General features: G+C 60.7%; 23 protein-coding genes. 7 read left to right on the forward strand and 16 right to left on the reverse strand.

Going from position 1 to position 23,062, the window contains the following annotated elements:
* Positions 1 to 85 precede the first annotated feature (85 nt).
* Positions 86 to 1,441 carry an MATE family efflux transporter gene (locus HX830_RS02510; RefSeq protein WP_177098865.1) on the reverse strand — a complete coding sequence of 452 codons (1,356 nt, stop codon included), beginning with the start codon at positions 1,439 to 1,441 and terminating at the stop codon, positions 86 to 88.
* An 87-nt stretch (positions 1,442 to 1,528) separates the two neighbouring features.
* Positions 1,529 to 2,563 (reverse strand): hypothetical protein, encoded by a 1,035-nt coding sequence (locus HX830_RS02515; RefSeq protein WP_177098866.1) that lies wholly within the window; start codon positions 2,561 to 2,563, stop codon positions 1,529 to 1,531.
* 239 nt (positions 2,564 to 2,802) lie between these two features.
* On the opposite strand from HX830_RS02515, the gene HX830_RS02520 reads away from it, so the two are divergent.
* Complete coding sequence (locus tag HX830_RS02520) at positions 2,803 to 3,612, forward strand: glycosyltransferase (RefSeq protein ID WP_177098902.1); 810 nt, start codon at positions 2,803 to 2,805, stop codon at positions 3,610 to 3,612.
* 190 nt (positions 3,613 to 3,802) lie between these two features.
* Here the strand turns inward: HX830_RS02520 and HX830_RS02525 are convergent, their stop codons facing one another.
* Positions 3,803 to 4,681: a LysR family transcriptional regulator gene (locus HX830_RS02525; protein WP_177098867.1), complete on the reverse strand. Its 879-nt coding sequence runs from the start codon at positions 4,679 to 4,681 to the stop codon at positions 3,803 to 3,805.
* A 246-nt stretch (positions 4,682 to 4,927) separates the two neighbouring features.
* On the opposite strand from HX830_RS02525, the gene ampC reads away from it, so the two are divergent.
* Both ampC and HX830_RS02535 read left to right on the forward strand, forming a co-directional pair.
* Positions 4,928 to 6,103 carry a class C beta-lactamase gene (ampC, locus tag HX830_RS02530; protein WP_152742266.1) on the forward strand — a complete coding sequence of 392 codons (1,176 nt, stop codon included), beginning with the start codon at positions 4,928 to 4,930 and terminating at the stop codon, positions 6,101 to 6,103.
* Positions 6,104 to 6,146: 43 nt separating this feature from the next.
* Positions 6,147 to 6,548 carry a hypothetical protein gene (locus HX830_RS02535; RefSeq protein ID WP_103495205.1) on the forward strand — a complete coding sequence of 134 codons (402 nt, stop codon included), beginning with the start codon at positions 6,147 to 6,149 and terminating at the stop codon, positions 6,546 to 6,548.
* Positions 6,549 to 6,557: 9 nt separating this feature from the next.
* Here the strand turns inward: HX830_RS02535 and HX830_RS02540 are convergent, their stop codons facing one another.
* On the reverse strand, positions 6,558 to 7,466 hold the full coding sequence (locus tag HX830_RS02540; protein ID WP_177098868.1) for a helix-turn-helix domain-containing protein: 909 nt from the start codon (positions 7,464 to 7,466) through the stop codon (positions 6,558 to 6,560).
* Positions 7,467 to 7,640: 174 nt separating this feature from the next.
* On the opposite strand from HX830_RS02540, the gene HX830_RS02545 reads away from it, so the two are divergent.
* The 3 genes from HX830_RS02545 to HX830_RS02555 are packed head-to-tail and all read left to right on the forward strand — an operon-like array spanning position 7,641 to position 11,435.
* The gene (locus tag HX830_RS02545; protein WP_103495212.1) at positions 7,641 to 8,999 is read left to right on the forward strand and encodes a glutamine synthetase family protein; all 1,359 of its coding nucleotides are present in this window, start codon (positions 7,641 to 7,643) and stop codon (positions 8,997 to 8,999) included.
* A gap of 49 nt (positions 9,000 to 9,048) precedes the next feature.
* Complete coding sequence (locus tag HX830_RS02550; RefSeq protein ID WP_177098869.1) at positions 9,049 to 10,137, forward strand: polyamine ABC transporter substrate-binding protein; 1,089 nt, start codon at positions 9,049 to 9,051, stop codon at positions 10,135 to 10,137.
* The gene (locus HX830_RS02555) at positions 10,134 to 11,435 is read left to right on the forward strand and encodes an NAD(P)/FAD-dependent oxidoreductase (RefSeq protein ID WP_177098870.1); all 1,302 of its coding nucleotides are present in this window, start codon (positions 10,134 to 10,136) and stop codon (positions 11,433 to 11,435) included. The genes HX830_RS02550 and HX830_RS02555 overlap by 4 nt, the downstream gene beginning before the upstream one ends.
* 100 nt (positions 11,436 to 11,535) lie before the next feature.
* Here HX830_RS02555 and HX830_RS02560 read toward each other — a convergent pair whose 3' ends face one another.
* The 10 genes from HX830_RS02560 to HX830_RS02605 all read right to left on the reverse strand — a co-directional run bounded on the left by HX830_RS02560 (position 11,536) and on the right by HX830_RS02605 (position 20,816).
* Positions 11,536 to 11,802 (reverse strand): colicin immunity domain-containing protein, encoded by a 267-nt coding sequence (locus tag HX830_RS02560; protein WP_152742271.1) that lies wholly within the window; start codon positions 11,800 to 11,802, stop codon positions 11,536 to 11,538.
* Between the two features lie 69 nt (positions 11,803 to 11,871).
* A complete protein-coding gene (locus HX830_RS02565; protein WP_177098871.1) occupies positions 11,872 to 12,162 on the reverse strand; it encodes a hypothetical protein in 291 nt (96 codons plus the stop codon).
* The gene (locus HX830_RS02570; RefSeq protein ID WP_256350375.1) at positions 12,159 to 14,483 is read right to left on the reverse strand and encodes an S-type pyocin domain-containing protein; all 2,325 of its coding nucleotides are present in this window, start codon (positions 14,481 to 14,483) and stop codon (positions 12,159 to 12,161) included. Before HX830_RS02570 ends, HX830_RS02565 begins: the two co-directional genes overlap by 4 nt.
* A gap of 236 nt (positions 14,484 to 14,719) precedes the next feature.
* Entirely contained in the window at positions 14,720 to 15,073 is a 354-nt protein-coding gene (locus tag HX830_RS02575) for a RidA family protein (protein ID WP_177098872.1), read from the reverse strand.
* 23 nt (positions 15,074 to 15,096) lie between these two features.
* Positions 15,097 to 16,326 carry a D-amino acid dehydrogenase gene (locus HX830_RS02580; RefSeq protein ID WP_177098873.1) on the reverse strand — a complete coding sequence of 410 codons (1,230 nt, stop codon included), beginning with the start codon at positions 16,324 to 16,326 and terminating at the stop codon, positions 15,097 to 15,099.
* Complete coding sequence (locus tag HX830_RS02585; protein ID WP_177098874.1) at positions 16,326 to 17,750, reverse strand: amidase; 1,425 nt, start codon at positions 17,748 to 17,750, stop codon at positions 16,326 to 16,328. Before HX830_RS02585 ends, HX830_RS02580 begins: the two co-directional genes overlap by 1 nt.
* A 4-nt stretch (positions 17,751 to 17,754) precedes the next feature.
* Positions 17,755 to 18,438, reverse strand: a complete 684-nt coding sequence (locus tag HX830_RS02590) for an amino acid ABC transporter permease (RefSeq protein WP_177098875.1) — start codon at positions 18,436 to 18,438, stop codon at positions 17,755 to 17,757.
* Positions 18,435 to 19,091: an amino acid ABC transporter permease gene (locus HX830_RS02595; RefSeq protein ID WP_103499161.1), complete on the reverse strand. Its 657-nt coding sequence runs from the start codon at positions 19,089 to 19,091 to the stop codon at positions 18,435 to 18,437. Before HX830_RS02595 ends, HX830_RS02590 begins: the two co-directional genes overlap by 4 nt.
* Positions 19,092 to 19,880: an amino acid ABC transporter ATP-binding protein gene (locus tag HX830_RS02600; RefSeq protein ID WP_256350376.1), complete on the reverse strand. Its 789-nt coding sequence runs from the start codon at positions 19,878 to 19,880 to the stop codon at positions 19,092 to 19,094.
* A 66-nt stretch (positions 19,881 to 19,946) separates the two neighbouring features.
* Positions 19,947 to 20,816: an ABC transporter substrate-binding protein gene (locus HX830_RS02605; RefSeq protein WP_177098876.1), complete on the reverse strand. Its 870-nt coding sequence runs from the start codon at positions 20,814 to 20,816 to the stop codon at positions 19,947 to 19,949.
* Positions 20,817 to 20,915: 99 nt separating this feature from the next.
* Between HX830_RS02605 and HX830_RS02610 the strand changes: the two genes are divergently transcribed.
* Positions 20,916 to 22,004 (forward strand): GlxA family transcriptional regulator, encoded by a 1,089-nt coding sequence (locus HX830_RS02610; protein ID WP_103499163.1) that lies wholly within the window; start codon positions 20,916 to 20,918, stop codon positions 22,002 to 22,004.
* Positions 22,005 to 22,031: 27 nt separating this feature from the next.
* Here the strand turns inward: HX830_RS02610 and HX830_RS02615 are convergent, their stop codons facing one another.
* Entirely contained in the window at positions 22,032 to 22,346 is a 315-nt protein-coding gene (locus HX830_RS02615) for an AzlD domain-containing protein (RefSeq protein ID WP_177097668.1), read from the reverse strand.
* Positions 22,346 to 23,044 (reverse strand): AzlC family ABC transporter permease, encoded by a 699-nt coding sequence (locus HX830_RS02620; RefSeq protein WP_152742278.1) that lies wholly within the window; start codon positions 23,042 to 23,044, stop codon positions 22,346 to 22,348. Before HX830_RS02620 ends, HX830_RS02615 begins: the two co-directional genes overlap by 1 nt.
* Positions 23,045 to 23,062 lie beyond the last annotated feature (18 nt).

Raw genomic sequence — 23,062 nt, forward strand, 5'->3', positions numbered from 1 at the left:
ACCACGCTGAGCCAGGGGGACATGGCAAACACTTGATGCCACCGGACTGCGAACTGATGCTGACACCATCGGCGGAGCCCCCCTGTCAAATCAACCGTTCAATCCGCTTGTGCCGCCACACCACCTTGTAATACGTGCTCTGCAAAACCAGCATGCAGATGTAGGCCACCGGAAACGCCATCCACACCCCTTCCAGCCCGAAACGCGCATCGAGCAGGTAGGCCACCGACAACTCCACCCCGACAATACAGAAGATCGAGATAAACACCGGCGCCAGCACCGTGCCGCTGGCGCGCATGATGCCGCCGATCACCGCCTGGAAACCGAACACCAGAATGCTCCAGAGCATGATATGCAGCAGGTGCTCGGCCTGGGCGCGGGTGATCGAATCGGTGATAAACAAACCCAGCAGCCAGTGGGACAACATATAACCCAGGACAATCAGGGCACCGGTCAGGCAGGCGTTGATCATCAAGCCCGTGCGCAGAATCGGCCCCAGGCGCTCCAGACGCCCGGCCCCAATGGCCTGGGCCCCCAGGATCGAAGCGGTAATGGCAATCGACAGCGCCGGAAACTGCACATAGTTGACGATCTGGGTCACCGCGCCATACGCCGCCGTCGCCTGGGAACCGTGATGGTTGACCAGGGACAGGATCACCAGTTCGGACAGCGATAACACCACCATCTGCAAACCCGTGGGCAGGCCGATCTTCAGGACTTTGCTCAAGATGCTCCAATCCAGGCGCATCGCCCTCAGCAATGTCCAGTCCGGGGCCATGACACTGGCTTTATGCCGCAGGCGCAAGGCCAGGAAAACCATCGCCAATGCCGTGCCCACCAACCCCGCCACGGCAGCGCTCTTGATACCCATCTGCGGCAAACCGAGCCAGCCACGAATCAGCGCCGGGGTCAGGAGCAGGCCGGTGGCGGTGGAGACCGCCAACGCCAGCAGCGGCGACAGCGTATCGCTGATGCCCCGCAACAACTGGGTAAAAAGCACGAAGACCAGCAACAGCGGCATGATCAGCATCATCACCTGGGCATAACCGACTGCCTCGTCGAGCACATCAGCGGGCGTACCCAAGCCGATCAGCGCCGGGCGCGCAAACACGCTGCCCAGCACTGCCGCGACCAAGCCGATCAGGACGCCCAGCGCCAGCGTCGTGCCGGCTACCGCCTTGACCGAGTAGGGCTCGCGGGCGCCCCAGGCTTGCCCTATCAATACCGAGGCCCCCGCTCCCAACCCGATGATCAGGGCAATAAAGAAGAATACGATCGGAAACATCCCCGACACCGAGGCCAATGCCTGGGTGCCAAGCATCTGGCCGATATAGATGCTGTTGAGCGTACCGGAAAGCGACTGGAGGAAGTTGGAAAGCACCATGGGTGCCAGAAAAACCAGATAGAGCTGCCAAAGCGGGCGCTGAGCATTTTTTTGCATGAAGGGGTCGAGTTCCAAATAATTGCATCTGCGTGCTCGCCGACTCTACCTTATAGCGCCGACCGTGTTGAATTTTCCTCGTCTTGATCAAGGATGCGGCGTCACTTTCGCTGGCGGCTCGACCAGCACCCGCTGCTCCACCGCTGTCGTCAGATAGCCTTCGATCTGGGCCGCCAGATAGTGGGTCGTGGCCGTCACCCCGCCACTCGGGTCCGACACCAGCTTGAGCCACGCCTTGTCGAAAGCCTCCCCCAGGGTCTTGCGAATGCGCACCCGGGTATCCGGCTGCTCATGCTCGTGGACGATCGCGCGAAAACCCGCGACCCCGAGGGAAATCATCGCCCCGGCAACCCGACCGACCGCCGTCGCGACCGCACCGGCCACCCCACGGCTGGTGAACTCGGACTGGAGCTTCTCGCTGGTCTGCCGGGCGACCGAATTGATCCCCGCACTCGATGTTCCGTCATTTGCGCCTCCCCCCAGGTGAGTACGCGCGTTCAAGGCGAGATAGGCCGGCAACTGACTCAACGGCGCGGCATGCAGCGCTTGATAGAGTGAGGCATTGTGGTCGGCGGGCGGAGCCAGGGAGATCGCCGGAATCTGATTGATGTGCTGGGCGAGCGGGTCCGCCGGTACGCCATACCGCTGGGCGATCACCGTCAGTTGTTTGCCCATCTGTTCGAGATAGAACTGCGCCGCCTGATCCATGATCGAGTCGGGATCGATCTCCACTGCCACCGGGGCCAGCACCCGCGCGCGATATTGCTCCTGCAGGTAACTCGCCAGACGCTTGGCCGATGGATCCTGCTCGCCCTGGTCATTGAGCCGGTACCAACCGACCTTGATCGACAACCACTCCTGGGTCCAGTAACCGTCGAACCAGGGGATGAATTTTTCGTCAGTCTGCTGATAGATCCGCGTACGCCAATACTCCATGGTACTGCGTGCCCAGGCGTCCGCTTGCACGGTGGCTTGCTCGGAAGCCTGGATCAGATCGACATCGACTTGCTGCCAAACCTGCGGCGAAACCACCGTCGGCGCCGCGACCTCGTGGGCACGTTCAAGACCGGCACACCCGGCCAGCAGCAGCATCCAGACAAGGATCAGCACACGCAGGCTCAAGGTCGCAACTCCCTAAAACCGGCTCAAGCACGGGCGTGCTACCGGTATCACCTGCCTTGAGTATAGGTCGCGAACCTGATGGCCCCCGTACTGCCGACTTTCACCTGACAATCAATGGTACGGGCAGGTGTCAAAAAAGTTACCCAACGGAGAAACGCCTGAAACCTGGCCCCTTGCAGAATGCGCCCACGCCTGACCTCCCAGGCACTTACATCGGCCCATAAGCGAGGCTTTCCATGATGGTGCGCACGCGTCCCCTGCAAGCGAATTACAGCATTGCGCTAGTCAACTATAAGACCCATGAGCTGACACGGACCTGTCTGGAATTGCTGAAGACCGCCTTGCATGGAACCGATGTGCCGGTATTCGTGGTGGATAACGATTCGAACGACGCGAGCCTCGAGTATTTGCACAGCCTGGACTGGATCAACCTGATCGAGCGCAAAAGTGGCGCCCCTGAATGCGGGAGCGCCGCCCATGGCCGAGCTCTGGACCTGGCCCTGGCGGAAGTCGAAACCGAATACCTGTTTCTGCTGCACACCGACACCTTTATCCATGATCCGGACGTGTTCGGCCTGATGATCCGGCAGTGCTCGACCCCGGAGGACGTCGTCGCGGTCGGCTGCCTGGAGCAGTTGAATCGGGGCGTGATCCGCTCGGCCTGGCGCCTGACCTCACGCTTTGCCAAGCATTACACCCGACGCGGCCTGCGCGCCCTGGGGATGAATGCCAGGGAGCCGAGGCCGTTCCGGGAAAAGCATCTGAAAAGCTTTTGCACGCTGTGGAACGCGCGGCTGATCAAACATCACGGGCTGCACTTCCATATGAGCGGCGGCAACCCCGGCTACGAGCTGCAAGACCGCATGACCGAATTGGGCTACCGGGTCGAATGCATTGCGCCGCGCCAGTTGTTTCGCTATCTGGACCATATCCAGAGCGGGACGGTGGCGGCCACCGGCGGTTTTGCCAAGAACCACCGTCGGGTCAAAATGTACAACCGCCTGAGCCCGGAGCCCGTTGCGGCCCTGCCCGCTTCGCCGTACCTATAACCCGGCGTTTGAATCATCATTTCGATTGATCATTCAAATCGCAAAACAGAATTTTTTATTTGCCCGCGATCCGTCCAGGATAGGCCCGCCTCCACAGTCCCGGACGAAGCCCCCATGAATCTCAATTTTGCCATTGCCTGCGCCGTTGTCGTGTCCTTCACCATTGCCCTGCTTCACGCCTGAGCGCGACTTAAAGCGTAGCCACGGCCTCACCCAGCCAACTCCTGAACGCCGCCATCGCCGAGGTTTCAGGACGCGACTGCAAACGCGTCAGCCAGTAGCTGCCCGTGGCAATCTCGACATCGAAGGGTTGTAGAACAAGCTCCGCCTCCAATTGCCGGGCGAACATCATCACCGGCACCAACGCCACGCCCGCCCCCTGAAGCGCCGCCTCCATCATCGCCAGCGAGGAATCGAAGACGATGCTCTCCGGTACCCGCCCTTCGTCCGGCAAGCCCGCTGCCTGAAACCATCGCGGCCACTCGTCCGTCCGATAAGAGCGCAGCAGCGTCTGCTTCAGCACATCGGCGGGGGCTTTGAGTTGCCGGGCAATCGGCGCGGTGCACAGCACTGAAAGGGGCGTTTCCAGCAGGTGCATCGCCTCTACCCCGTGCCAGGCCCCGGCGCCGAAGCGGATGGCGAAATCCAGGCCCTCGGCGGCCACATCGACGCGGTTGTTGTGGGTCGACAGCCGCAAATCGATAAAGGGATGCCGGGCGCGAAAGTCCGCCAGGCGCGGTAACAGCCAGCCCAGCGCAAAAGTCCCCACCGCACCCACCGTGAGCACCTCCCGATAATGCCCGCCCTCGAACCGCCCCAGGGTCTGGGCAATCCGGTCGAAGGACTCGTTGAGCACTGGCAACAGGCTTTCGCCTTCGGCTGTCAGCATCAGTCCGCGGGCAACGCGCTTGAACAACGTCACCTTCAACTGGCGCTCAAGGCTCTTGACCTGATGACTCACCGCGGCCTGGGTCACGCACAGTTCAATCGCCGCCCGGGTGAAACTCAGGTGCCGCGCGGACGCCTCGAAAGCGCGCAGCGCATTCAACGGCAAGTGCGGTCGAACCATGATCAAGCCCCTAGTTTTTCTAATAGCCAATCCGAAATTTCATTGTTTGTCGATTTCCCGCCCACTGACTACATTCGGCGTCCTGGCATTTGCATGGGCCGCTGAAACTCACGGAAAGCCGCGTAAATCGGGGATTTTCCCCACTCGTCAGTGCAGCCGGATAATCGCACCGGCGTATTTTCGACACAAAAAACCGCTCCTGGGCGAGCGGTTAACATAATGAAACATATTGGGAGCCTTTGAACCATGTTCAAGAAGAACCTTGCCAAACTGGAAGTCCTGGTGACCTCCCTCCTGCTGATCGGCGCCAGCAACAGCTTCGCGGCGGACACGCCCCAGGCCGACGTCAAGTCCATCGTCGACGCCGCTATCGCCCCGATCATGCAGGAGCAGAATATTCCCGGCATGGCGGTGGCCGTGCTGGTGAACGGGAAGCCATATCACTTCAACTACGGAATGGCCTCGAAGAGCAATCGGCAAGCGGTGACCGATGACACCCTGTTCGAGATCGGCTCGGTCAGCAAGACCTTCGCCGCCACCCTCGCCGGCTATGCCCAGGCCCAGGGCAAGCTCGTCCCGTCGGAGCGGGTCAGCCACTACCTGCCGGAGCTGCAAGGCAGCGCCTTCGACAACATCACGGTGTTGCAACTCGGCACCTACTCCGCAGGTGGCCTGCCCCTGCAGTTCCCGGACGCGTTCGACGCCCAGGACAAGATGCTCGACTACTTCAAGCAATGGAAACCGACCTATCCGGCCGGCACCTATCGGCAGTATTCGAACCCGAGCCTGGGGCTCTTCGGTTATGTGGCCGCGAAAAGCCTCGGCGCACCCTACGACGAACTGATCGAAAAAAACCTGCTGCCGGCGCTGGGCATGAAGCACACCTATCTCCACGTGCCGCCGGCGCAGATGGGCCATTACGCCGAGGGTTACACCCAGGATGGCCAATCCGTACGGGTCGGCCCGGGCGCACTGGATGCCGAAGCCTACGGCATCAAGACCACCGCAACCGACCTGCTGCGTTTTGTCGAGGCCAACCTCCAGCCGGAAACCCTCGAAGCCCCGCTGCACAAAGCTATCGACCTGACGCAGAGCGGCTACTACCAGATCGATGGGACCACCCAGGGGCTGGGATGGGAGTTCTACCCCTACCCGATCAAACTTGAGCAGTTAGTGACGGGTAACTCCTCGGAAATGGCCTACGAGGCCCACAAGATCACCACTCCATTCAACCCCGCGCAGCCGCCGCAAAAGAATGCGCTGTTCAACAAAACCGGGGCGACCCGTGGCTTCGGCGCTTACGTCGTCTACGTGCCGGCGAAGAAAATCGGCATCGTGATGCTGGCCAACAAAAACTATCCCAACCCGGTCAGGGTAAAAGCCGCCTACCAGATCCTGAACGCACTGGAGGGCGTCAAGTAAGCGGATAGGCAAACGCCGGCCGGGTTGGCTATGATCGGAACCCATGACAGTCTCACTTCCGATCCGTCAGCCCTGCCCACCCGGCGCCTGCATTTGCGAGCGGGAACAACTGCTGCAAATAGCCGGCGCCGACCTGCGCATCCTGGGCCTGACCCGCCAGCAGGAAAAGGTGCTGCTCGAACGTCTGGAAAACCTCAAGAGCCTGGCCGACCTCGAACACCTGCAAAAACGGATATACGAACAGTTGGGTCTGCGGGTGTCCGTCGTCCCGGGCTTCAATGAAGTACGCACCATGCGTGGCATCGATATCCAGATCGCCGACCACCCCGGCCTGTGCCGCAAGACCCGCCAGTCGATTCCGGCCGCGATCCGCCGTGGCCTGGAGAAAAACCCGGAGATCGCCTACGCCCTGCTCAACGCCAACGACCTGTTGCGTGATGCCTGAGACGCGGTCTCAGCGCAGCCGCTGACCGCGCTTGAGGGTCTCGCTGGGCAGTTCGCCGAACAGCGCCCGATAGCTGTTCGAAAACCGCCCCAGGTGCCAGAACGACCAATTCATCGCCACCTCGGCCACCGTCTTGTCCAAGGCATTGCGCCCGAGCAATTCATGGCGGGCACTGTTGAGCCGGCGCAAGCGCAGCCAATGGCTCGGCGTCATGCCTGTGTAGGCCTTGAAGGTGTGCTGCAACTGACGCAATGAAACCCCGGCGAAGCCGGACAGCTCCAGCAGGTTGAGGGTCTCATCAGGCGAATCGGCCGCCCACTCGCCGATGCGCTTCATGATCGAACGCTCCTCGGCGCGGCGCTGCAAGGAACCTGGGTCCAGGCAGACAGCGTTATCGAGAATGTAGAGACAGTCGTCCAGCAGTTGTTGGGTCAGGCTTTCCCGGCTCGGCGGATCGAAAGTCTGCGCCAGGCGGGTCAAGGTCCCGCTCAGCCAGCGGCTGAACAAGCCGTTCTGTTGCGAATTGAGCGGCGCCATGAACAACCCCTCCAGCCGTGCCACATCCAGGCCATGGTGCTGCACGAACTCCGGACCGAACACCACCGCCACTTCCTGGTAGTTCTCGGGGGTGATCCAGATATTGCGGCTCTCGCCGTTGAGCACATACAAGGCGTTGTCACTGCGATCGAAACAGAAGGCCAGCGCCCCCGACGGCGCACTGAAGTTCTGCTCGACCCGGGTGTTCATGCACTCCTCGTAGATCTGCACCCCTTGCAGGTCCAGGTAACGAATCTGCCCGGCGAAATGCCCCGGCGACATCTGCTGGTAATGCTGCACCCAACCCGGTGTGGCGCGTATCTGTTCGGCCACATCGGCGGTATTGAACGCTTGAACCCGCAAGGCGTTTGACTCTGTCATCGGATGACCGTTCGCACTCATTTGGTGCGTCTTATGCCGTCATAAAGTGGATAGATGGGACCCCCATCGCTCGCCCAAGATAGTCGCCAATGCGCCGCAGGGGAAGTCTCTCGCCGCTCGGCCGGGATGCAGACAGATCACCCGGCGCAGAAAAAAACCAACAACGAGGTCTTTATGAATGCCCCTTTCGATCAGCTGTCTTCGTGGCTGAAAGAACACAAGATTACCGAAGTAGAGTGCGTGGTCAGTGACCTGACCGGTATCGCCCGCGGCAAGATCGCACCCACCAACAAGTTCCTGCATGAGCGAGGCATGCGCCTGCCGGAAAGTGTGCTTTTGCAAACGGTAACAGGGGACTTTGTCGACGACGATGTCTATTACGACCTGCTCGACCCTGCCGATATCGACATGATCTGCCGGCCGGATTCGTCGGCCATGTATGTGGTGCCATGGGCCATCGAGCCCACCGCCATCGTGATCCACGACACCTTCGACAAGCAGGGCAACCCTATCGAGTTGTCGCCGCGCAATGTCCTGAAGAAGGTCCTCAAGCTGTATGCCGACAAAGGCTGGCAGCCCATAGTCGCTCCGGAGATGGAGTTCTACCTGACCCAGCGCTGTGAAGACCCGGACCTGCCGCTCAAGGCCCCGCTGGGGCGTTCGGGTCGCGCGGAAAGCGGTCGGCAGTCGTTCTCCATCGATGCCGCCAACGAATTCGACCCGCTGTTCGAAGACGTCTACGACTGGTGCGAAGCCCAGGGCCTGGACCTCGATACGCTGATTCACGAAGACGGCCCGGCGCAGATGGAAATCAACTTCCGTCACGGCGATGCCCTCGACCTGGCCGACCAGATCACCGTGTTCAAGCGCACCCTGCGCGAAGCCGCGCTCAAGCACAACGTCACCGCGACCTTTATGGCCAAGCCGATCGCCGACGAGCCCGGCAGCGCCATGCACCTGCACCAGAGCGTGGTCGACAGCGTCACCGGCAAACCGATCTTCGTCGATGCCGACGGACAGATGAGCCAGCTGTTCCTGCACCATATCGGCGGTCTGCAGAAGTACATCCCCAAGCTGCTGCCGATGTTCGCCCCCAACGTCAACTCGTTCCGCCGCTTCCTGCCGGACACTTCGGCGCCGGTCAATGTCGAGTGGGGCGAGGAAAACCGCACCGTCGGCCTGCGGGTGCCGACCTCCAGCCCCGACGCCATGCGCGTGGAAAACCGCCTGCCGGGCGCGGATGCCAACCCTTACCTGGCGATTGCCGCAAGCCTGTTGTGCGGCTACCTGGGCATGGTCGAGCAGATCGAACCGAGCGCCAAGGTCGAAGGCCGCGCTTATGAACGCCGCAATCTGCGCCTGCCGATCACCATCGAGGACGCGCTGGCGCACATGGAAGACTGCCCGACCATCGAACGCTACCTGGGCACCCAGTTTGTCCGTGGCTATGTGGCGGTGAAACGTGCCGAACACGAAAACTTCAAGCGTGTGATCAGTTCCTGGGAGCGGGAGTTCCTGCTGCTGAGCGTCTGATCCAGAACCTTTACCCAGACCGAAAAACAACCCCGACAAGAGGTGTCGAATGCGTCTATTGAAATCCGTCGTTCCGCTAGCACTGGCCTTGCTGTTCAGCGCCACCACACAAGCCGAGCCGACCGTCAGCGTCTACAACTGGACCGACTATATCGGTGATACCACCCTCGCCGACTTCCAGGGCAAGACCGGTATCAAGGTGATCTACGACGTCTTCGACTCCAACGAAACCCTGGAAGGCAAGTTGCTCGCCGGCCGCACCGGCTACGACGTGGTGGTGCCTTCCAACCATTTTCTCGGCCGCCAGGTGAAAGCCGGGGCCTTCCTGAGACTGGATCGCTCGCAGTTGCCGAACTGGAAGAACCTCGATCCCAAACTGCTCAAGCTGCTGGAGAAAAACGACCCGGGCAATGAACACTCGGTGCCGTACCTGTGGGGTACCAACGGCATCGGCTACAACGTCGACAAGATCAAGCAGGTGCTGGGCATCGACCATATCGACTCCTGGGCGGTGCTGTTCGAACCGGAGAACCTGAAGAAGCTCACCCAATGCGGCGTCTCGTTCATGGACTCGGCCGACGAAGTGTTCCCGGCGGTGCTCAACTACATGGGCATGGACCCACGCAGTTCGAAACCCGAGGACTACAAGAAGGCTGAAGCCAAGCTGCTGACCCTGCGGCCCTATATCACCTATTTCCACTCGTCCAAGTACATCTCGGACCTGGCCAACGGTGATATCTGCATTGCCTTCGGTTACTCGGGTGATGTGTTCCAGGCCGCGAACCGGGCCAAGGAAGCGAAGAACGGCATCAACATCGCCTATTCGATTCCCAAGGAGGGCAGCAACCTGTGGTTCGACCTGCTGGCGATTCCCGCCGATGCGGCCAATGTGAAAGAGGCCCATGCCTTCATCAATTACCTGCTGGACCCGCAGGTGATTGCCAAGGTCAGCGCCACCGTCGGCTACGCCAACCCCAACCCGGCGGCCAAGCAGTACATGGATGAAGCGCTGGTGAACAACCCCGAGGTCTATCCGTCCCAGGAAGTCCTCGATAAGCTCTACATCTCCACCACACCGACACCTGAGATCATGCGCCTGATGACCCGCTCCTGGAGCAAAGTGAAGTCCAACAAATGAGTCAAGCCAGCCCAATGGAACACGCTCGCTCCTATTACGCGGCGACCGCCGGTTCGATGCCGGATTATCCCCGGCTCGACTCCCAGGTGACTGCCGATGTGTGCGTGATCGGCGGCGGTTTTACCGGCGTCAACACCGCCATCGAACTGGCGCAGCGTGGGCTGTCGGTGGTGCTGCTGGAAGGCCGGCGGATCGGCTGGGGCGCCAGCGGGCGCAATGGCGGGCAGTTGATTCGGGGCATCGGCCATGATGTCAGCGGTTTCGCCAAATACGTCGGTGCGCAAGGTGTGCGTTATCTGGAGCGTGCCGGTATCGAGTCGGTCGAGGTGGTGGGCAATCGCATCCGCGAGCACGCCATCGACTGCGACCTGCGCTGGGGCTTCTGCGAACTGGCCAACACCCCGGCGCAGTTCGCGGCGTTCCGGGCCGAGCAGGCGCATCTGGCGGAACTGGGTTATGCCCATGAAACCCGGATTGTCGGGCCCCAGGACATGGCCCAGGTGGTGGCCAGCACAGCCTATGTCGGCGGTCTGATCGACAAGGGTTCGGGGCATTTGCACCCGCTCAACCTGGTACTCGGTGAAGCGCGGGTGGCGAAGGCGCTGGGGGTTCAGATCTTCGAACATAGCCCGGTGCTGGAGCTGATCCATGGCAGTACGGTGGAGGTGCGTTGTGCCGCCGGTAGCGTGCGCGCCAACAGCCTGGTGCTGGCCTGCAACGCGCACCTGGAAGATCTGGAACCACGTTTGAGCGGCAAGGTGCTGCCCGCCGGCAGCTATATCATCGCCACCGAACCATTGGCCGCCGAGATGGCGGCCGAGTTGATTCCGCAGAACCTGTCACTGTGCGACCAGAAGGTCGGGCTGGATTACTACCGTCTTTCTGCCGACAAGCGCCTGTTGTTCGGCGGTGCCTGCCATTACTCCGGACGCGACCCGGCGGATATCGCCGCCTATATGCGACCGAAGATGCTCAAGGTGTTCCCGCAACTGGCGGATGCGCGCATCGACTATCAATGGGGCGGCATGATCGGCATCACTGCCAATCGTTTCCCCCAGGTCGGGCGCCTGCAACAGCATCCGAATGTGTTCTATGCCCAGGGTTATTCGGGGCATGGCGTCAACGTGACCCACTGGACCGCGCGGTTGTTGGCCGAGGCTATCCATGCAGGGCAAAGCAAAGGCATGGATATCTTCAGCGCGGTGCCGCATATGACCTTCCCGGGGGGCAAGGCCTTGCGCTCGCCGTTGCTGGCGCTGGGGATGCTGTGGCATCGGTTGCGTGAAGCGCTGGGCTGAGTCAGCACTGACAGTAACAAAGGCCAGGAAAGAACACTCTTTACCGCTTTTACAGGATAACCGAGTTCTTTCCTGGTTGGCCCGGAGCTGAAGGAAATACTCAGAGGAGCTGGAATTTTACTAAGGTCTCTTTGACTTTCTCGCGGAGCTGATTTTCATCGAGCTCATAGTCAGCCCTATCTTCATCAGGATTGTAAATTTCGGCCAGCATAAATAACTCCCCTCCACAATTTAAAACATCCTCGCTTCGATTTTTTACACCACGCAGCCCCCTTCTTTCAACACATATATCTTCAGAGAATTTATGAGCGCTAACTTTCCCATTTAAAAAGCCCCTGCCCAGCTCGATTAATTTCATAGTATTCATAAGCCATCACCCCAAGTAAATTCGACCACATAGCCACACCACCTTAAAAACTCACCTACTGAAAATCACCTAGCGACCAAGCTTGACGACCTTAAAGTATTTATTTTCCGCGACAAAAGCGGGCTCTTTCCAGTTAGGACCCTTTATATAAGTCATGGGATGCTCACCTTGTTGTATAACACCTGACGCCCCCATTTCTCTGACAGTAGACAAAAGTTCGCCTTTTTCGATAACATCAAAACGATAGCGAACAAAAAATCTATCTAGGCTGCGGTAATCGATACCTTTTTCACTACCAGCCAAAAAAGAAATAATATCTTTTACAGACTCGCCCTCCACCAACGACTTAAAATCAATCATTTAAACTCCCTCCACACCTGCTCATCAGCGGCCTTTATAGCATCGAACGTATAAAATAAATTTTCCTCATCTTTTAATTTGTAATCCTCCAAGGTTGCCGTGTGAGCATTGTTCCAAACCTCAGAGGCGGCGTCTTTGCCCTTCGGTACGACACCATCCGCAATCCCTAGTGCCCTGTAACGCTCAAGTTCTCTGATTTCGTGTGTATAAAATCGTTTATCGACGTCAGCAATTGATAGTTCACCGCGCAAGACTTTCTCTAATCGGTCAACCATTATTGCATTTGCATCTGACGGTGCAAATCGCCCTGTATGCAACTTAACAAGATCAATACCATCCTGAGTAACCGACGCCGTTGTCCAGTCGAGATTTTGGATTGCGCCTCCAGCCTTGTCAGGATTGTACATCCGACCGCTGTGTTCACCCCTTGTAGTAGCCCCCTCATACGGAGAGCTAAACACTACATAAATGGGCGGCAAACCTGAGTCAGCAGGAAAAGTATAGATACCATCCCGAATATCCCACTGATCCATCCCCGGCAAGGGTTCGGCCTTTACCTCGATGGGTGTCAGCGTGATCCCCGTGTAGATCGGAATTTCTACAGGCTGTACCGGCGATGTCGTCGAACTGCCGTCAGGGGCCGCAATCGGAAAGGTCAGGGTGATCGCCGGCGTATCAGCCGTGGTGAAGGTATAGGCATTCGCCGCCGGGTCCAGCGTCAAGGCCCTGACCGGCACCTTCGGCGATAACCCACCATTGGCTTGCGTGGCAATCAGCGAGTACTTCGAACGGTCGCCGTAAACCCGATACGGCAGATCCACCGTGCCACCGGCCACCGCTATCGCCGACAGGTTCTCCGGCAAGTCGGGGATCAAGTCCCTGGCTGGCAGGCTCAAGGTGGTCGGCGGATAAAGATCGCTATTACCTAACGAGGGGGAATACAGCAGCAGGCCAATTCCAACACCCGTGGCGCGATCAAGCACAGCGCTGCCAAGGGTTTTCAGAGCCTGGATGCCCGACTGAATGGCGGCTTCCAGCGTCAAACCGGTGCCCGTCGTGATCGCGATGAAACCCGCTGCCGCACTGAGTTGGGTTGCGCCTGTCGGAGCAAGCCTGAAAGTATGTGCTTCAGCCGCCTTGCGTTTCGCTTCAGTCTTTGCGAACAATCGAGCTTGCTCGTCGGCGACCGCCCTTGCGCGAGCTGCCAAAGCACCAAAGGCGTTCGAGGCGATACCCAGATATCTGGCGGACTCGGATTTCAGCAGGGCATCGTGATGGCTCGCCCATTTTTGACCTAGCTGCCCGGTCGCCTGCAAGTGAACCAGATTGGCCAGGGCTTCCAGTTCCGGCTTGCTCAAGGGGGAAACAATCTTGGGATTTGTCGCGGGATAAGTGAGGGTGACCCCACCACTTGTCCAGGGCGGCGGCGCCTGGATGGGCCGGATCGCGGCAAGCTTGCCGGCGATCATATCGTCCAGCACGGTTTTGTAGTGAATCAGTGCCTGAGCCGGTGCCAGCCCCGCCACGGAGCCCGCGGCGATAGAAAGTTCTGTTTGAAGAAACTCCGGCAGGCGTTGGACGTGAATATCCCGTTCCACGCCGATGACGCCAAGACGTTGTTCCAACAACGCCTGCCAGGCAGCGTCATTTACGGAAACAGCCGACTCTGCCTGACGCCTTTTGGTGTCCAGCTCCGCAAGCTTTGCAGCCAGGACATCCATCGAAAGCGACAGCACCTTGAGTTCCAGCGCCGCTCTGTAGACAGTATCAAAAAGAGCATGCAAGCCGCTCACGGATTCGGCAGTAGCAGCTCCCGAGAGCCAAAGCTCACGCATTTTCTGACGCGGCAAAACCTCCATCATGAAAAACGGGTTATGACCATAAAGGCCATAAATGGCGGGTGCCGTGGAAATATACTGTGATTTCTTTACATCAATCAGATCCAGCGTAACCCTTTGATCGAGCCTTGCCGCCTCTTCGGGAGACAGGACACTTTCACCTGTGGCAGCCTGCTTTTTCTGCGCTAGTTCCTGTTCCATATTAACCAGGAGCGCTTTGAGACGTGGCTCATATTCGTCCGCAATAAATTGAAAGTCCGTTTCTCCCCCCATCAAGTCAGACAGGACATTTGGCGTGGTCGTGTCACGAAATCTACCCGGCCCTCCCTCTCCCCGTCTCGGCCCTTCCTGAAGTCCCCAACCATCGCCATTTCCACTGTAAGCCCCACCCACACCGGAACCGAAGGTTTGTGGTCTTCCCGCAACGATGTGCAAGGGCCTGATTTCAAAAGCCTGTCCGACTACATATCGCTCGTCCGCCATATCAAGTCTCCGCTTGATCCACTCAAGAGTGTTTACTGTCGTTTACTCCGACAGAAGGCGATGCAAGAAGAGAACTTGTCTTTTGAGGGGAATAACTCTTTATCGCGTAAGGCATGGGCTACAGGTTGACCATCCGACTGACGAGTAGCGGATGTCGTGAGCCTCTGTAGGAGCCAGCCTGCGGGCGATCCAGGCGACGCGGTCTGACAGGGCACCGCGTCGCTACAGGAATTGCATCAGGACTTGGCCGCAATCACCATGATTTCCACCAACACTTCAGGCCGCGCCAGGTTGGCTTCTACCGTGGCCCGTGCCGGGGCACCGCCCTCCGGCAACCAGGCATCCCAGACCGCGTTCATCGCCGCGAAGTCGCGGTCGATATGCTTGAGCCAGATCTGCGCGCTGAGCAAGCGAGTCTTGTCGCTGCCGGCCAGGGCCAGCAGTCCGTCGATCTTCTCCAGCACCTGGCGGGTCTGGGACTCGATATCGCCTTGCAGATCGCCCGGTACCTGGCCGGCGAGGTACAGCACATCGCCGTGGCTGACCACACCGGACATCCGCGCATTGCTCTGGAAACGTTGAATCGTCATCGGTCTTTCTCCTTGGATAAACTTCAGCCGGCCGCGTGTTCGACCAACCGCACCAGGCGCTGCGCGCTGCCAAAGGCCAGGGTCATGCCCAGTGCGCCATGCCCGGTGTTGAGATACAGGTTACTGCCTGCACGGTGTTCAAGCACAGGCCTGCCGGTGGGCGTCGCCGGCCGCCAGCCGCTCCAGGGCTGACAATCGTCGACGTTCCAGCCTTCACCAAAGAGCGCCTCGGTCGAGGCTTGCAACTGCTCGATCCGCGCCGCCGGAATCGACGCATCCATACCACACAACTCCACCATCCCCGCCACCCGCAGGCGGTCGCCGATCCGGGCGAACACGGTCTTGCGGCGCATATCGGTGATGCTGACCGTCGGTGCCCGGGTGTGCTCGGTAATCGGCAGGGTAATGCTGTAGCCCTTGAGTGGATAGACCGGCAGACGGCTGCCCAATTGCGCCAGCAAGCCGGTGCTGTAGGCGCCTGCCGCCAGGACCACCGCCTCGCTGTGCAACACTTCGGTCCCTTTATGGGCATGTCTCAGGTTCAGCGCGCTGATTCGCTCACCACGGCGCTGAAAACCTTCGAGCTTGCGGTCGAACAACAGCTGTACGCCCTCGCCTGCCAGTAACCGGGCCATTTCGCGACACAGCTTGAGGCCATCCACCGCGCACTCACTGTCAGTATGAATGGCGCCGTGAAAAGCGGACCGGTAACCGGCCAACGCCGGCTCGATCGCCACCGCCTCACTGGCGCTGAGCACCTGCTGTCGCGAGCCCAGGCCCGCCTGGAAACGGACCTGACGCTGCGCCTTGTCCAGCCCTTCGGCGTCCGGGTACAGCACCAGCTTGCCGGTGCGGGTGAAATCGCAGTCCAGATGCTGCTCCTGCATAAACCCATCCAGGGCTTGGCGACTCTCGCTTGCCAGTGCCAGCAACTCCACCGTGGTCTGGCGTGACACCGACGTCCGGCAAGCCGCCAGAAATTCCATGCACCAGCGCCATTGCTCCGGGCTCCATTGCGGGGTGAAGCGCAACGGCCCGCTACGGTCGAGCAACAGTTTCGGAATCCCCGGCAACAGCGACGGATCGGCCAGCGGCTGCACATAGCTGTAGCTCAACTGCGCGCCGTTGCCACCCACCGCGCCCATGCCGGGACCGGACGCCTGGTCGATCACCGTGACGCGATGCCCGGCCCGGTGCAGGAACCAGGCACTGCTCAGCCCGACGATCCCCGCGCCCACCACGCAAATCTCCATTACACCGCCTCCTTGTCCAGGGCCCAGCCGCTCGGCGTCAGTTGATGCCAGTCGGTCTGCTGCTGATAGGCATGACCGATGCGTAGGATCAGCGGCTCGGCGAACGCCTTGCCGACGATCTGCATCGACACCGGCATGCCCTGGCCGTCAAAACCCACCGGCAATGCCACCGAACACAGATTGAGCAGGTTGGCGAAACGCCCCAGCAGGGCCAGCGGCGTGCCGTACTCATCCACTTGATCCAGCGGCACACTGCCGACGGCATTGGTCGGGAACACACAGGCGTCGACATTCAGCATCGCCTCCTGCATGGCCTTGCGCGCGGCGCGGCGCTGATTGTGCAGATCGATATAGGCCGCCGAATCGATGGCCTTGCCGCTCAATACGCGACGCTGAACGTGGGGGTCGAAGCGCAGGTCGCTCTGTTCGAACAGCGCACCGAGACTGGCATAACCTTCGGCGCTCATCAGTCCGCCGGCCACCCGCATGCACAGTTCCAGCGAGCGTGGCAGCGGCTGTTCCACCAGATGCATGCCCAAGGCGACCAGTTGCTCCAGCCCACGATCGTAGGCCGCCAGGATATCGGGGGCAATGGCCGCGCGTTCGGCTTGAGGCAACACCCAGATTCTCATACCGGCCACCGGTTGATTGAGGCCCGCCGCAGCGCTGAAGATCGGCGCCTGCGCCGAGACCGGGTCCAGTGGGTCGGGGCCAAGCAAGGCATCGAGCATCCAGGCCGCATCCTCAACGGTGTGGGTGATCGGGCCTACCGAGTCCAGCGACGGACACAGTTCGATCAGCCCATGACGACTGATCAGCCCACGGGTAGTCTTCAATCCCACCAAGCCGCACATACCGGCGGGAATCCGCACCGATCCGCCGGTATCGGTGCCCAGGGCCGCACTGGCCAGGCCGCTGGCCACCGCCACCGCCGAGCCGCTGCTGGAACCGCCCGGCGCCCGATGGACTTCGCGGTCCCAGGGATTCCAGGGCGTGCCCATCACCGCATTGGTGCCCCAGCCGCCGAAGGCGAACTCCACCGTGTGGGTCTTGCCCAGGATAATCGCCCCGGCCCGCTCCAGGCGCTGCACGGCGGTTGCCGTGAAGCGGGAGATGCGCGGACGCTGCGCCAACGAGCCACCGGTGATGGCCTGCCCGGCGATTTCAAACAGATCCTTGATCGCCACCGGAATGCCGTGCAACGGCCCGAGATCGACCCCGGCGGCACGCTGCTGGTCAGCAGCGATCGCCGCCCCCAGCGCACGCTGGGTGTACGCCTCGACATAGGCATTGAGCTGGCCGTTGAAGCGTTCGATACGGGCCAGTTGGCCGCGCACCAGGGCCTCGCTGGTCAGTCGGCCGCTGCGCAGCGCCTGCTGCAATTGGCCGATACTGTGGAAAGTGCTGTGATCCAGGGAATTCATCCAGTCAACCTCTCAGGCTTTTGCGGCCACGGGAAAAGCGCTTCTCAAGCACTCGCGACAGCAGGGAAAGCGGGAACGCGATCACGAAATAGAACAGGCCGACCAACAGGAAGATGTGCATCGGCAGAAAGCTCTCCGAGGCAATCGCCCGGGCAGCCAGCATCAACTCATCGGTGGCGATCAGGGCACAGAGCGAACTGTCCTTGAGGATCGACACATAGGCGTTGAGCAATGGCGGCAACATCCCGCGAATCGCCTGGGGCAGGATCACCGCGGTGAACGCCTGGAACGGCGTCAGGCCGACGGCAATCGCCGACTCCCGCTGCCCCCGGTGCAGGGCATCAAGGCCGCCGCGCAGGATCTCGGCGATATAGGCACTGCCCTGCAACCCCAGCCCGAGGATGCCGGCCTCGAAGCCGGACAAGGTCAGTCCCAGGCTCGGCAGGGAGAAATACAGCGCCAGCAACAAAGCCAATAAAGGCAGCGCGCGCATGCCCTGGATGAAATACACCGCCGAGCGCCGCAGCCAGGCAAACGGGCTGCGCAAGGCCCAGGTCAGCAAGCTGCCGAGCAGCGCCGCCAGGGCAAAACCGCCCAGGGACAACTTCGCGGTGACCACCCCGCCTTGCAGCAGGCGCGCGGTCCAGTCGCTCCAGTACTCGGGGTATTGCGCAAGGAAACTGATCATCGTGCGCTCCCCCAATGCCGTTCAAGACGGATAAAACCCAGGCCGATGGGCAGGATCATCGCGGCGTAGATGCACATCACCGCGAAGTAGATCAGCGAGGTCTGGAAGGTCGAAGTCACCAGGTTGCGTGCCAGGAACATGATTTCCGGCACGGCGATGGCCGAAGCGATGGAGGTGTCCTTGATCAACTGCGTGACATAGTTGGCGAAGGCCGGCAGCGAACGGCGCAGCGACTGGGGCAAGAGGATGTTGGCCAATATCTGCATACGAGTCAGCCCGACCGCCAGACCGGCCTCGTATTGCCCGACATGCAACGACTGCAGGCCGGCGCGAAAGATATCGCAGAGCACGGCACTGCCCACCAGGCTCAGGCCGACGATGGCCGCCAGCCACGCGGGCAGATTGATCCCCAGGTACGACAGGCCGAAGTAGATCAGGAACAAATGCGCCAGGGCCGGCACGTTGCGCATCCATTCGATAAAACAGGCAATGCCCGCCTGCACCAGTCGCGAACGGCTGAAGGTCAGCCACACCGCCAGCGCCAGGCCGCCGATACTGGCCAGCACCAGAGTGCAGAGGGCGATTTCCAGTGCCGTCAGGGCACCGCTCAACAGCAGGGGCAACAAGCCGAAAAAGGTCTGGAGGCTGCTCATTCAAGCCTGCTCCATGGCCATGCGCCCGAGGAAGCTGCGGGTGCGCTCGTGGCTGGGCGTGTCGATCACCTGGGCGGAAGGCCCCTGCTCGACGATATGGCCGCCGTCCATAAAGATCACCCGGTCGGCCACATCGCGGGCAAAACGGACTTCGTGGGTGACCATGATCATGGTCCGGCCCTCTTCGGCCAGTTCGCGGATCACCGCCAGGACTTCGCCCACCAGTTCGGGGTCGAGGGCCGAGGTCGGCTCATCGAACAGGATCACCTTGGGTTGCTGCGCCAGGGCCCGGGCAATCGCTACCCGCTGCTGCTGCCCGCCGGACAACTGCTCGGGATAGGCATCGGCCTTGTGCCGCAGATGGACCTTCTCCAGCATGGCTTCGGCCAGTTCGTAAGCCTGCTTGCGCGGCATGCCTCGGGCCTTGATCGAACCCAGCGCGACATTGTCGCGTACGTTCAAGTGCGGCCAGAGGTAGAACAGCTGGAAGACCATGGCGATCTCCAGCCGCTGCGGGGCCATTTCCCGGTCACTCAGCAAACGCAGGCGCGAACCGTCCCGGGCTTGCCCGATCAGTTCATCGCCGAGCCAGATTTCGCCCTGGCTGGGCTTCTCCAGATAATTGATGCAGCGCAGGCAGGTCGATTTGCCGGAACCGCTCGGGCCGATCAGCGACAGGGTTTCCCCGGCCTTGAGCTCCAGGCTGATGCCCTTGAGCACCTCCAGGTCGCCATAACTCTTGTACAGATCACACACGCGCAACAGCGCAGGTTCTACCAGGTTGGACATCTTGCTCACCCGCTTTTTCTCGGTCCGGCGCAGGGTCGACCACCTGACCCTGCGCACCACGCTTTATTATTGGCAGCCAGGCAGTTTCCAATCCGCCGGACGGTCGACGCTCAGGCGCAGGTCCTTGCCCTGGGGCATGAACCAGACATCCTGGGTCAGGCCGTAGCGAGCGCCGATCTTGCGCATCTCGCAGGTTTTCCAGAGCGCCTCGATCTGCGCATTGACCGCCGCCAGCAACTGCGGATTGTCCTTGTTGAAACCGAACACCACCTGTCCCAACCCGGTCAGCAAGGGGAAATCCGGGTCGTTGTCGGTGAAGGCATTGAAATGCAGGTGCCACTGGGCATTGCGCGAAATGGCGTACTGCATGACCGGCGGATCACCGATCACCGCGTCGATACGCCCGGCCAGCAGGTCACGCACAGCGGCGTCCGAGGTATCGTAGAGCGTCACTTGCAGCCCCGGGATCTTGCGCATTTCAGGAATGAAGGAGAAACCGGTGATGGTCCCGACCTTCTTGCCCTGCAGGTCCTTGAGGGTCTTCCAGTCGGTCTTGTCGGTCTGGGTGATGCCGTTCTTGAAATAATGGATCGGATCGCTCAGGGCCATGATTTTCGAGCGCTGCTCGGTCCAGCCCATGGTCCCGGCCATAACATCGACGCGGCGGGCCTGCACCGAGGCAATGGTCCCCGACCACTCCATCAGCGCCGGCTTGACCTTCATCCCGAGTTTCTCGGAAATTTGTTGAAGGATTTCACCGTCATAACCGACCATCTTGCTATCTTGATAACCAGTCCCCGGCATGTCACCGCTGAAGGCGATGGTCAGACTGCCCGGCTCCACGGTATCCAGCGCGAACACCGGTCCCGCGGCCAGCAGGGACAGTATCAATCCGGCGCAGAGGCCGGTAAAGCGTTGCATGTCAGGCTTGTTCATCGTGTGCACCTCGTTGGTTTTCTTATTGAACGACAGGATGTTGGGCAGGCCTCCATCCTAGGGCCGAGGGCACATAAATCAGTTGGATGCTTTGCACGAATGATTGAATATTTGCGACATCTGCATGAAACCGCGAACGAGGCCGGCGAGCCGAGCCTGGTGGCGCGCCTCGACCAGCAACCGGCACCCGCCCCACACAAGCGCCGCGGAACGGCGGAACTGTCGGTGGGCATCGTGCTCTGGCCGCGTTTTCCGTTGCTGTCCTTGTCCGGGCTGACCGATGCCCTGCGCCACGCCGCCGACACCGGCGACCAGAGCCGGCCGATCCGTTGCGAATGGAAGGTGCTGGGCACGCCGGGGCAACGCGTCGCCTCCAGCGGTGGACTGGACGTGCCGATCGACAGCGAAATGGGCGACCCGCAACGCTTCGACTACATCGTGGTGATCGGCGGCCTGCTGGACTCGTTGGCCGATGTGCCGAAAAGCTACCCGGCGTTCCTGCACCAGGCCGCGGCGGCCGGCGTGCCCTTGATCGGCTTGTGCACCGGCAGCTTCGTCCTGGCCCGTCACGGGCTGATGGATGGCCACACCGCCTGCGTGCACGCCTACCATGCCGATGACTGGAAACGCCTGTTCCCGACCCTGCGGTTTATCACCCACAACGACTTCCTGATCGACAAGGACCGCATCACCTGTGCCGGCGGTGTGTCGGTGATCGAGCTGGCGGTGCATCTGATCGGCATGCACTGCGGCCCGGACCGCGCCGGCAAGGTGGTGCACCAGATGACCGTGGCCAAGAGCGGCACCGGCAGCTTTCTCGACCGACGCAAGGCCCTGGGTTATGCCAGCTCGTCCAACCGGCGTTTGCACGAGGCGGTGATGCTGATGGAAAAACACATGGCCGAACCGCTGGAAATCGAGGCCATCGCCCATTGGGTCGGCACCAGCAAGCGCCAGCTGGAACGGTTGTTCATGGCGGAAACCGATACCAGCCCGGCGCAGTTCTATCGCCAGGTGCGGCTCCGCTTCGGGCGCTGGCTGCTGGTCAGCTCGGATCGACAGATCGGCGAAATCGCCTTTGAATGCGGCTTTGCCGACGCGCCGCATTTCATCCGGCATTTCCAGAGCCTGTTCGGCCTGTCACCGGGCAAATTGCGCAAGGAGTTGCTGAAGCACGCCGGTCCGTGATCGGTGTGAAGACCGCTCAGTTGAATATCACGCCAACCACCAGCGCAGCAGAAAAAAGAACGCCATGCTCAGCAACATGCTGAGCAAGGTATTGCGGGTGTAGAGCACCAGGCCGATGGCCACCAGCGAACTGAGCAGGTACGGATTGTCATACTGCAGGTTCAACTGGTGATCGGGCATGAACACGATCGGCCCGCAGATCGCCGTGAGCATGCCCGGCACGGCAAAGCCGAGGAACTGCCGGGCATTGCTGCTCAGGCGCACCGGCAAGCGGGGTTCGAGAAACACGTAACGGTTGAGGAACACCAGCAGCCCCATCCCGAAAATCACTGCCCAGACGATCATTCGTGCCCCCGATACAGCTTGTTGCAGAGAAATCCTGCCGTCATTCCCGCCAGCCCCGACAACACCAGGGCCGAACCCAACTGCCAGTAGCTGAACAGCACCGAACAGAACAACGACACCGCCACACAGACCACGGTCGGCACATTGCGTACCACCGGGGTGATCAAGGCGATAAAGGTCGCCGCGATGGAGAAATCCAGCCCCAGATGCTCAAGACCGGGAATGCTGCGGCCCAGCACGATCCCCGCCAGGGTGAACAGGTTCCAGGCGATATAGAACGTCAACCCCACGCCCAGCGCATACCAGCGGTTGAACTGTTGCTTGTCGTGCTGGCTGGTCAAGGCAAAGAGCTCGTCGGTCAGCAGGAAGCCCAGGCCGACCCGCCAGCGGCCGGACAACGGGGAAATCACCGAGCGCATGCTCATGCCATACAACAGGTGTTGCGAGGTCAGCAGCGCGGTGGTGAGCAGGATCGAGAAAATCCCCGCGCCGCCCTTGAGCATGCCGATCGCCACCAGTTGCGCGGCACCGGCAAATACGATGCTGGACAAGCCCTGGCCTTGCAGCGGCGTCAGGTTGGCCTCGATGGCCATGGAACCGGCCAGCAATCCCCAGGGCGCGGTCGCCAGGGACAGCGGCATGATGGCCACGGCACCGCGCAGGAAAGCGGTGCGAGGTAACAGATGATCGGACATAAGACTCGGGCACACAGA

This window comes from Pseudomonas gingeri (genome assembly GCF_013385425.1).
GTDB lineage: Bacteria > Pseudomonadota > Gammaproteobacteria > Pseudomonadales > Pseudomonadaceae > Aquipseudomonas > Aquipseudomonas gingeri_D.

What these genes read in the sequence shown, in the direction of transcription:
- HX830_RS02510 (WP_177098865.1), bottom strand. Translation starts at nt 1,441, where the DNA reads ATGCAAAAAAATGCTCAGCGCCCGCTTTGGCAGCTCTATCTGGTTTTT.
- HX830_RS02520 (WP_177098902.1), top strand. Translation starts at nt 2,803, where the DNA reads ATGGTGCGCACGCGTCCCCTGCAAGCGAATTACAGCATTGCGCTAGTC.
- HX830_RS02525 (WP_177098867.1), bottom strand. Translation starts at nt 4,681, where the DNA reads ATGGTTCGACCGCACTTGCCGTTGAATGCGCTGCGCGCTTTCGAGGCG.
- ampC (WP_152742266.1), top strand. Translation starts at nt 4,928, where the DNA reads ATGTTCAAGAAGAACCTTGCCAAACTGGAAGTCCTGGTGACCTCCCTC.
- HX830_RS02535 (WP_103495205.1), top strand. Translation starts at nt 6,147, where the DNA reads ATGACAGTCTCACTTCCGATCCGTCAGCCCTGCCCACCCGGCGCCTGC.
- HX830_RS02540 (WP_177098868.1), bottom strand. Translation starts at nt 7,466, where the DNA reads ATGACAGAGTCAAACGCCTTGCGGGTTCAAGCGTTCAATACCGCCGAT.
- HX830_RS02545 (WP_103495212.1), top strand. Translation starts at nt 7,641, where the DNA reads ATGAATGCCCCTTTCGATCAGCTGTCTTCGTGGCTGAAAGAACACAAG.
- HX830_RS02550 (WP_177098869.1), top strand. Translation starts at nt 9,049, where the DNA reads ATGCGTCTATTGAAATCCGTCGTTCCGCTAGCACTGGCCTTGCTGTTC.
- HX830_RS02555 (WP_177098870.1), top strand. Translation starts at nt 10,134, where the DNA reads ATGAGTCAAGCCAGCCCAATGGAACACGCTCGCTCCTATTACGCGGCG.
- HX830_RS02560 (WP_152742271.1), bottom strand. Translation starts at nt 11,802, where the DNA reads ATGAATACTATGAAATTAATCGAGCTGGGCAGGGGCTTTTTAAATGGG.
- HX830_RS02565 (WP_177098871.1), bottom strand. Translation starts at nt 12,162, where the DNA reads ATGATTGATTTTAAGTCGTTGGTGGAGGGCGAGTCTGTAAAAGATATT.
- HX830_RS02570 (WP_256350375.1), bottom strand. Translation starts at nt 14,483, where the DNA reads ATGGCGGACGAGCGATATGTAGTCGGACAGGCTTTTGAAATCAGGCCC.
- HX830_RS02575 (WP_177098872.1), bottom strand. Translation starts at nt 15,073, where the DNA reads ATGACGATTCAACGTTTCCAGAGCAATGCGCGGATGTCCGGTGTGGTC.
- HX830_RS02580 (WP_177098873.1), bottom strand. Translation starts at nt 16,326, where the DNA reads ATGGAGATTTGCGTGGTGGGCGCGGGGATCGTCGGGCTGAGCAGTGCC.
- HX830_RS02585 (WP_177098874.1), bottom strand. Translation starts at nt 17,750, where the DNA reads ATGAATTCCCTGGATCACAGCACTTTCCACAGTATCGGCCAATTGCAG.
- HX830_RS02590 (WP_177098875.1), bottom strand. Translation starts at nt 18,438, where the DNA reads ATGATCAGTTTCCTTGCGCAATACCCCGAGTACTGGAGCGACTGGACC.
- HX830_RS02595 (WP_103499161.1), bottom strand. Translation starts at nt 19,091, where the DNA reads ATGAGCAGCCTCCAGACCTTTTTCGGCTTGTTGCCCCTGCTGTTGAGC.
- HX830_RS02600 (WP_256350376.1), bottom strand. Translation starts at nt 19,880, where the DNA reads ATGTCCAACCTGGTAGAACCTGCGCTGTTGCGCGTGTGTGATCTGTAC.
- HX830_RS02605 (WP_177098876.1), bottom strand. Translation starts at nt 20,816, where the DNA reads ATGAACAAGCCTGACATGCAACGCTTTACCGGCCTCTGCGCCGGATTG.
- HX830_RS02610 (WP_103499163.1), top strand. Translation starts at nt 20,916, where the DNA reads ATGATTGAATATTTGCGACATCTGCATGAAACCGCGAACGAGGCCGGC.
- HX830_RS02620 (WP_152742278.1), bottom strand. Translation starts at nt 23,044, where the DNA reads ATGTCCGATCATCTGTTACCTCGCACCGCTTTCCTGCGCGGTGCCGTG.